Here is a 12,456-nt window from a genome sequence, read left to right on the forward strand (position 1 = left end):
GTCCGTGAGTCTGCGCCCACAGGACCGATCCCCTCACCAACAAAATCTGAAGTTGAGCCCTGATCGGGCTAAGCCTTCGATTTTGTAACCTCTCCCACAGAGGGGAGAGGTGGCGCGACACCCCGCTGGGGGCCCCGAAGGATCGAGCCGCCCACGCCGCCCCCTGACATTCATCAAATCCCCTGATGGCCAGTTCATCAAAAGGCGTTTCTGCTCGTCCATCGTCTGCACTAATGTGTGATCGACAGAGGAGAATCCCCCGATGACGACCACCAGCCGCCCTGCCATGCCCTGGCTCATCATTCTCGCCGGATCGCTGATTGCGGTGATGACCTTCGGGCCGCGCTCGGCCATGGGCTTCTTCCAGCTGCCGATGCTGGCCGATCGTGGCTGGGACCGCTCTACCTTCGGGCTTGCCATGGCCTTCCAGAACCTTTTCTGGGGTATCAGCCAGCCGTTCTTCGGGGCGCTCGCCGACAAATACGGCACAGGTCGGGTGCTGGTCATGTCGGGCGTGCTTTATGCCGCTGGCCTGGTGATGATGGCCAATGCTTCGGCGCCTATCTGGCTGCACATGGGCGGGGGCGTGCTGATCGGTCTTGCGATCGGCGCCGGCTCTTTCAGCGTCATTCTCTCGGCCTTTGCCCGCAACGTGACGCCGGAACAGCGGTCGATGGCATTTGGCATTGGGACAGCTGCGGGTTCGGCCGGCATGTTCCTGTTTGCGCCGCTCAGCCAGGGCTTCATCTCGGCCTTCGGCTGGTCGGATAGTCTCGTGATCATCGCTGTCATGATGCTGGTCGTGCCGCTGCTTGCCTTTCCGCTGCGCGGCAATGCACAGTCGGGCACGCAGTCCGGCAACCAGTATCAGCAGACGATCGCCGAGGCGCTGAAAGAAGCCTTCGCGCACAAGAGCTATCTTCTGCTGACGACCGGCTTCTTCGTCTGCGGCTTCCAGGTCGCCTTCATCACCGCGCATTTCCCCGCCTATCTCGGCGATATCGGCATCGAGGCGAGTTATGCGGTGATCGCGATGGCGCTGATCGGCTTCTTCAACATCATCGGCTCGCTGGCGGCCGGCTGGATCGGGCAGCGCTATTCCAAACCCTATTTCCTCGCCTTCATCTATATCGGTCGCTCGATCACAGTGACGCTCTTCCTGCTCCTGCCGCAGACGCCGGCCTCGGTCGTTGTCTTTGCCGCTGTCATGGGGCTGCTCTGGCTCTCCACCGTGCCGCCGACCAACGGGCTCGTGGCGATCATGTTCGGCACGCGCCACCTCGGCCTGCTCGGAGGCCTGGTCTTCCTCTCCCACCAGATCGGGTCCTTCCTCGGCGTGTGGATGGGCGGCTATCTCTACGACCACTTCGGAACCTATGACCAGGTCTGGTGGTTGGGTGTGGCGCTCGGCATCTTCGCGGCTGTGGTGCATTGGCCGATCCGCGAACAAGCCGTCGAACGCCCGGCAATGGGCGTGGCGTAATTTTGCCCAAACTGAGATCATATTTCGGCATTTCGCTCGTGCCGGATCAAAATTCCTGTGTCTTCAGCTGAGCAAGACTGTCACAGAAAATTATTTTATTTTTCCCGCACCGCCCGTTGACGGATTCCGAGCCAGCACCTACCTTGTGCGAGCTGGTTCGGATCCTGACGACGAACCATGTACGGCCTCGCTATTGAAGGCCTCAGCCAAAGAAGGAGGTCAGCGAAATGCAAGTTGTATTTCTTGATGCCATCCGATCCTGGCAGCCGACCCCGCGCCTCGTGATGGTGAAACGCCATCCCGACTGCATCTGTCGAATGTGACGCTGCGCAAGCACTGATTCCATTTCATCGACACCTTACACAACGCCGTGCCGCGCGCATGGGCGGGGAATATCGTTATGAAGAAGCAAGTTATCGAATATGCCGGGATCCCGGTTGGCATCACCATACCCGATGGCGACAGGGTCAAGTTCATCGCCGTCAAATATCCGGTCATCGACCTCGACGGCGGTAGCTATCGCAACATCAGCGAACTACAGGCCGCCATTCATGATCACATGGCGAAATCGGCGCCAGAAGATCAGGCCGTGTTCCTGGGCGCGGCCAATTCGCCGGGCGCTTCCAGCGAACGCAAGGTTTTCAACGCCGCCTGACAGAACCCCTCGCGTGCCGCGCCGGGCTCGAGGCCCCGCGGCCCGTAGACATGCCGATCCAGAAAATAGGATGTCAGCCGAAAGGCGGCAGCGAGGCTGTCCGGATCAGCCGCCCGGTTCGTGCCGGGCGTGAGGAAATCCGGCAGCGCCAGCATCTTGTCCGCCCAGGGCGCGCCCGCCTCGCGGCTGACCGCCCTGCCCGACTTCGGCGAGACATAAGCCAGATCATGGTGCGTGCCCGTCGCGGCACATTCAGTCAGATCCAGCCCGAAGCCGAGATCATTCAGCAGCCCAAGCTCGAAGCGGACGAAGAGTTCGCCGGCCGTCGCAGGTTCCTCCAGATGATCGAGAATGACATCCAGCGCCTGAAAGAGATGCGGATGGGGATCTCGCTCCGGCAATAGCCGCAGCAGGGCCCCGAGCGCCTGCACACCGTAAACGGCGGTCGCGCTTTCCATCAACCGGCCCGCACGCAGCATCAGAGGTTCTATGCGAAACTCGCCCAGATGTTCGTCCAGGCGGGCACGCCAGGTGACTTCCAGACGATTGCCGGGCTGCAGCACCGGCTGCATCGTGCGTGAGCGACCAGAGCGCACCATGCCCAGATGCCGGCCGCGGTTGGCCGTCATCACCTCGGCGATGACGCTTGTTTCGCCATGCCGCCGCACCCCGAGAAGGATTGCCTCGTCTGTCCATTGCATCATCAGGTTTTACCGCAGAGGCCGCTTAAGCGCGAGGAATTTCGCGAGCGGTCAGACGTCCGCGAGATAGCGTTGCACCCAGCCGCGCCAATGGGCGATCGCTTCGGGCTTTCCCGGATAGCGTTTTTCTTCATGCAGTTGCACAAGTGACTTCATCGCCTGGAAGAGCACAACCGACATGATCTCGGCCTGTTCCTCGGGCAGGTGCGGGCGCCAGAGCGTGAGGATCTCGGTGATCCGCTTGCGCAGGCTTTCACGAAGCACGCCCGGGCGCACACCCGGCTGCTCCCATCGGGCATCGAGCAGGCTGAGCGCCAGGCTGCGCTCGGCAGCATGGGCGACGAGCACGTCGAGCAGGCGGTCGGCGAGCTGGTTTCCGTCGAGGTCTGCGACCTGCGCCCTGATTCGGTCCAGCGCTGCCTCGACATGCTCGGCATAGCGGGCAACGAGCGCGTCGGCGAGCACATCCTTGTTGGGAAAGAACTGGTAGAGTGAACCGATCGGCGCTTCGGCCCGGGCAGCGATCTCCGTCATGGTCGCGGCCCTGTAGCCCTGCTCGGCGAAGACGGCGGCACCGGCATCAAGAAGCTTTGCGACCCGGGCAATGCCGCGCTTGCGTTTGGGCTCCTTGGCGGTCGGCGCGGGCGTCGCCTGCGGCGTCGAGGCCGAACTTGACTTTTGCGAGGCCATGCTCATAAAACTCGTTTGTGAGGTCTACCTCATTTATTTGATGAAAACGCGCTTTCGTCCAGCCCTTTCCGGCAAAGGTGTCTCAGACGAAGGACGGAGACAGTCATGTCCTTGGACAAAGAGCATGGGACGCCTACACAACCCGGCCTGCTGACACCGCTTCCGGTCGCCCTTCGCTGGCTCATTCTCTTCGCCCTGTCCGTTGCGATCTCCGGCGGGCTTTTCCTCGCGCACATCCCGGGCGCGCTGCTGCTCGGGCCCATGGTCGCGGCCATTCTCGTGGCCACCAATGGCGCACGGCTTTCCGTTCACCGCTACCCCTACATCTTCGCCCATTCGCTGATCGGCTGCATCATCGCCCGCTCGATCGATCTGGGAACGCTGTCGACGGTCGCAGACGACTGGCCGGTCTTTCTGTCCATCGTGCTTGCGATCATCGCGGCGAGCAGCCTGCTCGGCTATTTCATGGCAAAAGCCGAGATCCTTCCGGGCACAACCGCAATCTGGGGGACATCTGCGGGAGCCGCCTCGGCCATGGTGCTGATGGCAGAAGCCCATGGCGGGGATGCGAGGCTGGTCGCCTTCATGCAGTATCTGCGCGTCGCCTTTGTCGCGACCGGCGCCTCGCTGATGGCGGCCTTCGTCTTCAACGTCGAAGGCGGTGCTGCGCAGGCCGTCGTCTGGTTTCCGGAAACCGACTGGCTCGATCTGTCCTTAACGCTGGCTGCTGCCATTGCGGCGGCGATGGTCGGCGCACGGCTCAGGATACCGGCGGGCACCATGCTCCTGCCGCTGGTTGCGACGACGGTTCTGCATGTCATGGGCTATATCACCCTGCAACTGCCGGAATGGCTGCTGGCGCTCGGCTATGGCGTGATCGGCTGGCGGATCGGCCTGTCCTTCACGCGGCGGATCCTCAGGCATGCGGCAAGCGCCCTGCCCCAGATCGTCGGCTCGATCCTGGTGCTGATGGCGTTCAGCGGCGGGCTTGCCTTCCTGCTCTGGTCGCTGCATGGCGTCGACCCGCTGACTGCCTATCTCGCGACGAGTCCAGGCGGGCTCGATTCGATCGCGATCATTGCCGCGACCACGCCGGTCGACATGTCCTTCATCATGGCGCTGCAGACCATGCGGCTGATCGTCATCATCCTGATCGGACCGACGATTTCGGACTTCGTGGCAAGGCGCGTGGCGAAGGGCTGAGTGCCCTTCGCTTGATTGTGCTTAGTCGCGGGGGAATTCGAGGCCCATTTCGCGGAAGCGTTCGGGATCGTTGCCCCAGTTCTCGCGCACCTTCACAAAGAGGAAGAGGTGGACCGGCTGTTCGAGGATCTCGGACATCTCCTTGCGGGAAGCCGTGGAAATCGCCTTGATCGCGTCGCCGTTCTTGCCCAGCACGATCTTCTTCTGGCTGTCGCGCTCGACATAGATAACCTGTTCGATACGAACAGAGCCATCCTTGCGCTCTTCCCAGGTCTCCGTCTCGACATGCGAGGAATAGGGAAGCTCCTGGTGCAGGCGCAGGAACAGCTTCTCGCGGGTGATTTCGGCTGCGAGCTGGCGCATCGGCAGATCGGAAATCTGGTCTTCCGGATAATACCAGGGACCTTCCGGGAAAGTCTCAGCCAGATAGTCCATGATGTCGTCGCAGCCCGATCCGGTCGTGGCCGAGATCATGAAGGTGCGGTCGAACTTGACCGCTTCGTTGGCCTTCTCGGCCAGCGTGAACAGATCTTCGTGGCGCACCCGGTCGATCTTGTTCAGGACCAGGATCTTCGGCTGCGGCACGTCCTTCAGAGCTTCCAGGATCGCCTCGGCATCGCCGCGCAAACCGCGTTCGCTGTCGATCAGGAGCAGGATGATATCGGCATCCTTGGCACCGCCCCAGGCAGAGGTCACCATGGCGCGGTCGAGCTTGCGGCGCGGCTTGAAGATGCCGGGCGTGTCCATGAAGACGATCTGGGCGTTCTTGTGGATCGCGATGCCGCGCATGACGGCACGGGTCGTCTGCACCTTGTGGCTGACGATCGACACCTTGGCGCCGACGAAGCGGTTGACCAGCGTCGACTTGCCGGCATTGGTCGGGCCGATCAAGGCGACGAAGCCGGATCGGGTCGGGGTGTTGACGGTGGCTTCGCCGCCGTCATGGGTTTCGGTATCGGTCATATCATCCATTCAATTCGCGTCGGAGGCCTTGGCCCAGACGCCTTCGCGTTCGAGTATCTTGGTCGCGGCCACCTGTTCGGCGGCACGCTTGGAACGTTCGATGCCGATCTCCGGCTTCAGGCCCGGGATCTCTACGATCACCGTGAAGCTGGGATCATGATCCGGTCCGGAGCGATCGGCAACCTTGTATGTGGGCGGCTTGCCAAATCTGGCATGCGTCCATTCCTGCAATTCGGTCTTGGCATCGCGGCGGGCGCCATCGGCGCGGGCAGCACGACCCTCCCAGTATTTCAGGATGAAGCCGCGCGCGGCCTCCAATCCTGCCTCAAGATAAATGGCGGCGATCAGGCTTTCAACGACGTCGGCGCGGACATTCAGCATGTTCTTCGCCGTGATCTTCTTCACGTCCGCGCCCGTGCGGATGAAGCGGTAAAGCTCGATCTCGTCGGCGACCGAGGCACAGGCCTCGGCGCTGACCAGCTGGTTGAAGCGAACCGAGAGTTCGCCCTCGGTCGCGTCGCGGAAGGTCTTGAACAGCATTTCGGCGACGCAGAGGCCAAGCACCCGGTCGCCGAGGAATTCCAGCCGCTCGTAGTCGCCCTTCTTGCCCCGCGAGACCTGGGCGCTGGCATGAGTCAGCGCCCGCTTCAGGCGGTCGCGGTCGGCGAACTTGTGGCCGATCGCAGCTTCGAGCTGCTCCCAATCCTTTTCGCCGACCACGCTCTTGTTCGTCATTCGACCACCTTGAACAGGCGATCCCAGCGCATGTTGGCCGGCCACTTCCAGACTTCGCGGAAGGAGGTGTCGTTGCCAAGCGAGAAGAAGATCAGCGAGGCCTTGCCGATCAGGTTCTCGGCCGGCACGAAGCCGACATCGAAGCGGCTGTCGAGCGAGTTGTCGCGATTGTCGCCCATCGCGAAGTAATGGCCTTCCGGCACGATGAATTCGCGCGTGTCATCGCCACGGGTGCCCTGCGCCTGGTCGAGCGTGTTGTAGCTTACGCCGTTGTCGAGCGTTTCGCGGAAGACGGGAACGTCGGTGCCCGGATCCATACGGTAATCAGAGGTGAAGACGCCGTCCTGAACCTTCGGCACGGGCTGACCGTTGACCTGCAGCACGCCGCCGATCATCTGGATCCGGTCACCCGGCAAGCCAACGATCCGCTTGATATAGTCGATGCTCGGGTTCGGCGGGAAGCGGAAGACCGCGATATCGCCGCGCTCCGGTTCGCTCTCGAAGATCCGGCCCTCGAACAGATCCGGCGAGAAGGGCAACGAGTATTTCGAATAGCCATAGGAGAACTTGTTGACGAAGATGTAGTCGCCAACCAGCAGCGTCGGCATCATCGAGCCAGACGGAATTGTGAAGGGCTGAAAGAACACGGTCCGGATCACCATCGCCAACAGCAGGGCCTGGATGATGACCTTGACGTTTTCCCAGAGGGCACTTTGCTTCTTTTCTTCGCTCACGCGGATCGGTTCCTTCTTGCGAAAATCCTGCTCTCTCTAGTCGGTTCGGGCGAGCGCGGCAACCGCGTAGCCCCGTCAACCAGCGCGACCAGTTAACTCAGCGGCTTTCCGGCAGGGCCTCGACGATTACGAATGCCTGGGCATAGGGGAATTCGTCGGTGATGGTGAGATGAATGACAGGACGATGGCCTGCCGGCAGGAGGCGTTCCAGGCATCGGGCGGCGCCACCAGTCAGTTCCAGGCCCGGCTTGCCGTTCGGCAGGTTCACGACGCCCATCTCCTTCCAGAAGACACCTTCGGCAATTCCGGTCCCCAGCGCTTTCGCCATGGCCTCCTTGGCGGCGAAACGCTTGGCATAGGAGGCAGCGCTGTCCTTGCGGCCATTCGAGCGCGCCTGCTCCTCGTCCGTGAAGCAGCGGGCGGTGAATTTCTCACCGAAACGGGTGATCGATTTCTCGATTCTTCTGATGTCGACCAAGTCGCTGCCGATGCCGATGATCATGTCAGACGCTCGATCCCTGGAGAGCTTCGGCGAGGCGGACACGGGCGCGTTCGGCAAGCCGTTCGCGGCGACGGGCCTGGAATTTCGCCACGGTGAAATAGATGACGCAATAGATGACCGCGCCACTGACGACGGCGAGCGGGATAGCCCCCACGAGCATCGGCTTCAAGATCGGATGCCACATGCTCTCGAAGGCCGAAAGGGAAAACTTCTTCTCGAGATCTACACTATCCGTGACCGGAACCCCCTTGCCGATCAGGCGATGGCCGACCTCCCAGGTCGAGGCCCAGATGAGCGGAAAGGTCAGAGGGTTGCCAAAGGCTGTTCCGATGGCAGCAGCAACCATGTTGCCGGCAATGAGATAGGCAATCGCGAAGGCGAGCAGAAAATGCAGTCCGATGAAGGGGGTCCAGGACGAGACGACGCCTGCCACAACGCCGGCGGCAATCGCATGCGGGGTGGCCGACAAGCGCAAGATTCGTTTGCTCAGATATTGAAACGACCGGATAAAGCCCCGGCGCGGCCAAAAAAGCTCGCGTAGCTTCGTCAGTCTGGAAATCGGTTGCCTGCGTCGAAACAGCATGCGGGATATGTAGTGGATGCCGGACGGGTTGGGCAAGGAAAAGCGGCCATCAAGGTGGCCAAAAAGCAAAGACGCCGGCAAGAACCGGCGTCGGAGCATAGACCAGATAGGGTCGGTCGACGGATCAGCCGCGGCGGAACATGCCACGGTCGATTTCGCGCTGGCGGTATTCCAGGTCGACGAGATCGCGGGCGCCGTTCAGGTAGCTCATTTCACGCTCTGCAACGGTCGGAACGCGAAGGGCGCGGGCGAATTTGCGGATCGGAGTAAACATCGTTTTGTCCTCGGTTCTTTGTCTTCATCTGTTGACCGAGATATAATGGTGCGGCGCACAATCAACCAGAGACAAGAACTGACGTCAGCCATGCGCAAAGCGCATAGCGATGGGGTCGAGGTTTACGAATTAGGCAGGATTGTGATGAAAAGTGAGGCAGCGAGGGCGGCTGCGAGGCGACCGGGCGGACATTATCCGCACCGGTCATGTCTGTGAGACGGCAGATCGCCTCAGTCGTAAACGCGCTTCACCGTAGAGATGCAGTCGAGTTCCTTGAGCTCGCCAAGCAGCTGGCTCAGCTGACGAAGGTCCCAAACCTCGAGATCGATCCCCATTTCCGTGAAGTCGGTGGCGATGCGGATCATGTTGAGCACCCGGATGTTGATATCCAGACGGGCAACGCATTGCGCAACGGTCGCCAGCGTCCCCGGCTCATTGAGCGCATTAATCAGGATTCGTGCAACGAAACGCGACTTGTTCGCCTCGTCGAGATCCCAGCGCACGTCGATCCAGCGCTCCGGCTCGTTTTCAAAGCGCTGCAGGGCGGAAGCCTGGATCGGGTAGATGGTGATGCCCTTGCCATCTTCCATGATGCCGACGATTCGGTCGCCGGGCACGGCACCTGCAGGCGCGAAATGCACCTCGGCGTTTCCGGAAAGGCCGCGGATCGGCAGCGGATCCGGACCATCGCCCGCTGTCGGCACATCACCCTTCGGATGGGCGGGACCGGGGATCTTGAAGACCATGCCATTGGCGCTGTTCATCGCGAACCAGCCCTCGTCCGAGGAGGGCTTCACGGTCACACGTTCGTCCTGATAGTCGGGGAAGACGGCCCTGAGAACGTCGAGCGAGGAGGTCTCGCCGCGACCGACCGAGGCGATCGCGTCTTCCACGTCGCGCTGGCCGAGACGATGCAGCGCGGGTCTCAGCGTGTCCTTGGAGAACACCTTGCCGGCGCGCTCGAAGGTGCGCTCCAGAATGCGCTGGCCAAGGCCTGCATATTGCTTGCGGATCGCCATGCGGGTGGCGCGGCGGATGGCGGCACGGGCCTTGCCGGTGACGACAATCTCTTCCCAGGCGGCGGGCGGCACCTGCACGCCGGAGCGGATGATTTCAACCTCGTCGCCATTCGACAGACGGGTGACCAGCGGCATGATCGAACCGTTGATCTTGGCGCCGACGCAGGTATCGCCGACATTGGTGTGAACGGCATAGGCAAAGTCGATCGGGGTGGCACCGCGCGGCAACGCAATCAGCTTGCCCTTGGGCGTGAAGCAGAAGACCTGGTCCTGGAAGAGTTCGAGCTTGGTGTGTTCGAGGAATTCTTCCGGGTTGTCCCCTTCCGCCAGCGCCTCGATGGTATGGCGGAGCCAGGAATAGGCATTGCTTTCGCGCTGCAGCGGCTCGCTCGGATCGCCGTTCTCGCCATCCTTGTAGAGGCTGTGGGCGGCAATACCGAATTCGGCGATATCGTGCATGCGCCGCGTGCGGATCTGCAGCTCGATGCGCTGGCGCGACGGGCCGACGATGGTGGTGTGGATCGAGCGGTAGTCGTTCTGCTTCGGCGTCGAGATGTAGTCCTTGAAGCGGCCCGGCACGACGCGCCAGCGAGTATGCACGATGCCAAGCGCGCGGTAGCAGCCGGGGATGTCGTCAACGAGAATGCGGAAGCCATAGACGTCCGAAAGCTGTTCGAAGGAGAGCGATTTCGACTGCATCTTGCGGAAGACGGAGTAAGGCTTCTTCTGCCGGCCCTTGACCGAGGGGGTCAAAAGGCCGTTCGCCACCAGGAGCTCGCGCAACTCGTCCTCGATCTTGGTGATCAGGCCTTCGTTGCGGGTCGACAGCTCCGCCAGACGATTGGTCACCGTCTCATAGGCTTCCGGGTTCATGTAGCGGAAGGACAGGTCCTCCAGCTCGTCGCGCATGTCCTGCATGCCCATGCGGCCGGCGAGCGGCGCATAGATTTCCATCGTCTCTTCGGAAATTCGGGCGCGCTTGTCGTCACGCATGTGCTCGAGCGTGCGCATGTTGTGCAGGCGGTCGGCGAGCTTCACCAGGAGAACGCGGACGTCATCGGAAATGGCGAGCAGGAGCTTGCGCAGGTTTTCCGCCTGCTTGGCCTTCTTGGTGACGAGGTCGAGCTTCTTAATCTTGGTGAGGCCCTCGACCAGACGGCCGATATCCTCGCCGAAGAGTTCGTCGATCTCGGCACGGGTCGCGGAGGTGTCCTCGATCGTGTCGTGCAGGAGCGCAACCGCGATCGTCGATTCGTCGAGATGCATGTCCGTCAGAATGGCGGCGACTTCGAGCGGGTGGGAGATATAGGGGTCCCCGCTGGCGCGTGTCTGCTTGCCGTGCTTCTGCATGGCATAGACATAGGCCTTGTTCAGCAGAGCTTCGTTGGCATCGGGCTTGTATTTCTGCACCCGCTCAACGAGCTCGTATTGCCGCATCATTCCGATCGTCTCCACAAACGAAAAAGCGCGCCAGTCGAGACGACTGGCGCACGTTCATCCTACAGTCAGATCAAGACTTAAGTCTGATCTGTTGACGATTAGTAATCGTCGCTCTTTTCCGGCGGAACAAGGCCTTCGATACCGGCAAGCAGCTCTTCTTCCGACATCTGGTCGAAGGTGAGCGTTTCCGGCAGTTCGTCCTCTTCCTCGCCCTTGCCGGCGGTGCCGGTATTGGCCAGCATCGAGCTCGGCTCCTGCTCCGGCTCGTCGACTTCGACGTGCTTCTGCAGCGAATGGATCAGATCTTCCTTCAGGTCGTCGGGCGAGAGGGTCTCGTCAGCGATTTCACGCAGAGCGACGACCGGGTTCTTGTCCTTGTCGCGATCGATGGTGATCGGCGCGCCCTGGGAGATCTGGCGGGCACGGTGGCTTGCGAGCAGAACGAGCTCGAAGCGGTTCTCGACTTTGTCGATGCAATCTTCAACGGTGACACGGGCCATTGCCTGTCCTTTGCGATCTTGAATGCGTGGGATTGACGGCTGCGATACAGGCAATGGCAGGCAAATTCAAGTTTTTCGTGCCGGCACCCTGCCAAGCCCAAAAATGAAGGCCGGAAAAGGCCCTCAATACACCACATTTCAACCGCAGGCTGCTTGGATTGCACCTGACGATGCCCTAGATAGATTTTTATATGATCATTTCATAATGTAAAACTGTGATCATAACTGGAGGGGCAAGGTATTGTTTTGATTGCCGATTGCCGAGACTGTTCATATTTGACGTAAGGATATCGAAATGTTCGACCCCCGTGAAAAAATTGCACTCTTCATCGATGGCGCCAATCTTTATGCCGCGTCCAAGAGCCTCGGCTTCGACATCGATTACCGTAAGCTCCTGAAAGCCTTCCAGAAGCGCGGCTATCTCCTGCGCGCCTATTACTACACCGCTCTCATCGAGGACCAGGAATACTCCTCGATCCGCCCGCTGATCGACTGGCTGGACTATAACGGCTACAAGGTGATCACCAAGCCGGCGAAGGAATTTACCGACTCCATGGGCCGCCGCAAGGTGAAGGGCAACATGGATATCGAGCTTGCCATCGACGCGATGGAACAGTCCGAAACCGTCGACCATCTCGTGCTCTTTTCCGGCGACGGCGATTTCACCACGCTGGTCGAAGCGCTGCAGCGCAAGGGCCGCAAGGTCTCTGTCGTCTCGACCATGGCGACGCAACCGCCGATGATCGCCGACGACCTGCGCCGCCAGTCCGATCACTTCATCGATCTGATGACGCTGAAGGCCGAAATCGGCCGCGATCCGTCCGAACGCGGCACCCCGCGCGCACCGGAACCGGCAACGGCGAGCGAAGACGAACACTGAAGCAGGGCTGCCGGCCTTGCCGCTGCAGACCGCCGATTGCGGTCGATCGAGCGGCGAGAAAAAATCGGCGCCCGATTTTCGGCGGCAGGGTTGA

The 12,456-nt window shown here is 61.1% G+C and carries 13 protein-coding genes and 1 pseudogene; 4 read left to right on the forward strand and 10 right to left on the reverse strand.

Features of this window, described 5'->3' with window-relative positions; translation table 11 throughout:
• The first annotated feature begins 262 nt into the window (after nucleotides 1–262).
• A complete protein-coding gene (locus tag SJY08_RS10880; protein ID WP_300890036.1) occupies nucleotides 263–1,483 on the forward strand; it encodes an MFS transporter in 1,221 nt (406 codons plus the stop codon).
• Nucleotides 1,484–1,883: 400 nt separating this feature from the next.
• A pseudogene (locus SJY08_RS10885) lies at nucleotides 1,884–2,063 on the forward strand (hypothetical protein); the annotation flags it as partial.
• 2 nt (nucleotides 2,064–2,065) lie between these two features.
• Here SJY08_RS10885 and recO read toward each other — a convergent pair.
• Both recO and SJY08_RS10895 read right to left on the reverse strand, forming a co-directional pair.
• Nucleotides 2,066–2,839 (reverse strand): DNA repair protein RecO, encoded by a 774-nt coding sequence (gene recO / locus SJY08_RS10890; protein WP_377278552.1) that lies wholly within the window; start codon nucleotides 2,837–2,839, stop codon nucleotides 2,066–2,068.
• Nucleotides 2,840–2,890: 51 nt separating this feature from the next.
• Nucleotides 2,891–3,529 (reverse strand): TetR/AcrR family transcriptional regulator, encoded by a 639-nt coding sequence (locus tag SJY08_RS10895; protein WP_300890038.1) that lies wholly within the window; start codon nucleotides 3,527–3,529, stop codon nucleotides 2,891–2,893.
• Nucleotides 3,530–3,634: 105 nt separating this feature from the next.
• On the opposite strand from SJY08_RS10895, the gene SJY08_RS10900 reads away from it, so the two are divergent.
• Nucleotides 3,635–4,732 (forward strand): AbrB family transcriptional regulator, encoded by a 1,098-nt coding sequence (locus SJY08_RS10900; protein WP_377275563.1) that lies wholly within the window; start codon nucleotides 3,635–3,637, stop codon nucleotides 4,730–4,732.
• A gap of 21 nt (nucleotides 4,733–4,753) precedes the next feature.
• Here SJY08_RS10900 and era read toward each other — a convergent pair whose 3' ends face one another.
• The 8 genes from era to rpoZ form a co-directional block, all read right to left on the reverse strand.
• Nucleotides 4,754–5,704 (reverse strand): GTPase Era, encoded by a 951-nt coding sequence (era, locus tag SJY08_RS10905; RefSeq protein WP_069041756.1) that lies wholly within the window; start codon nucleotides 5,702–5,704, stop codon nucleotides 4,754–4,756.
• The gene (gene rnc, locus SJY08_RS10910) at nucleotides 5,705–6,430 is read right to left on the reverse strand and encodes a ribonuclease III (RefSeq protein ID WP_069041757.1); all 726 of its coding nucleotides are present in this window, start codon (nucleotides 6,428–6,430) and stop codon (nucleotides 5,705–5,707) included.
• Nucleotides 6,427–7,164: a signal peptidase I gene (gene lepB, locus SJY08_RS10915; protein ID WP_054150455.1), complete on the reverse strand. Its 738-nt coding sequence runs from the start codon at nucleotides 7,162–7,164 to the stop codon at nucleotides 6,427–6,429. The genes rnc and lepB overlap by 4 nt, the downstream gene beginning before the upstream one ends.
• Nucleotides 7,165–7,261: 97 nt before the next feature.
• The gene (acpS, locus tag SJY08_RS10920) at nucleotides 7,262–7,666 is read right to left on the reverse strand and encodes a holo-ACP synthase (protein WP_054150454.1); all 405 of its coding nucleotides are present in this window, start codon (nucleotides 7,664–7,666) and stop codon (nucleotides 7,262–7,264) included.
• 1 nt (nucleotide 7,667) lies between these two features.
• Nucleotides 7,668–8,249: a DUF2062 domain-containing protein gene (locus SJY08_RS10925; RefSeq protein ID WP_069043852.1), complete on the reverse strand. Its 582-nt coding sequence runs from the start codon at nucleotides 8,247–8,249 to the stop codon at nucleotides 7,668–7,670.
• Nucleotides 8,250–8,373: 124 nt separating this feature from the next.
• Nucleotides 8,374–8,523, reverse strand: a complete 150-nt coding sequence (locus SJY08_RS10930; RefSeq protein ID WP_069041758.1) for a DUF3563 family protein — start codon at nucleotides 8,521–8,523, stop codon at nucleotides 8,374–8,376.
• Between the two features lie 230 nt (nucleotides 8,524–8,753).
• Nucleotides 8,754–10,982, reverse strand: coding sequence for a bifunctional (p)ppGpp synthetase/guanosine-3',5'-bis(diphosphate) 3'-pyrophosphohydrolase (locus tag SJY08_RS10935; RefSeq protein WP_054150453.1), 2,229 nt, complete (start codon nucleotides 10,980–10,982; stop codon nucleotides 8,754–8,756).
• A 98-nt stretch (nucleotides 10,983–11,080) separates the two neighbouring features.
• Complete coding sequence (gene rpoZ, locus SJY08_RS10940) at nucleotides 11,081–11,482, reverse strand: DNA-directed RNA polymerase subunit omega (RefSeq protein ID WP_006727366.1); 402 nt, start codon at nucleotides 11,480–11,482, stop codon at nucleotides 11,081–11,083.
• A 295-nt stretch (nucleotides 11,483–11,777) separates the two neighbouring features.
• On the opposite strand from rpoZ, the gene SJY08_RS10945 reads away from it, so the two are divergent.
• Nucleotides 11,778–12,362: an NYN domain-containing protein gene (locus tag SJY08_RS10945; protein ID WP_054150452.1), complete on the forward strand. Its 585-nt coding sequence runs from the start codon at nucleotides 11,778–11,780 to the stop codon at nucleotides 12,360–12,362.
• The last annotated feature ends 94 nt before the right edge of the window (nucleotides 12,363–12,456 follow it).

It is taken from the genome of Rhizobium sp. R86522 (genome assembly GCF_042466255.1).
GTDB lineage: Bacteria > Pseudomonadota > Alphaproteobacteria > Rhizobiales > Rhizobiaceae > Allorhizobium.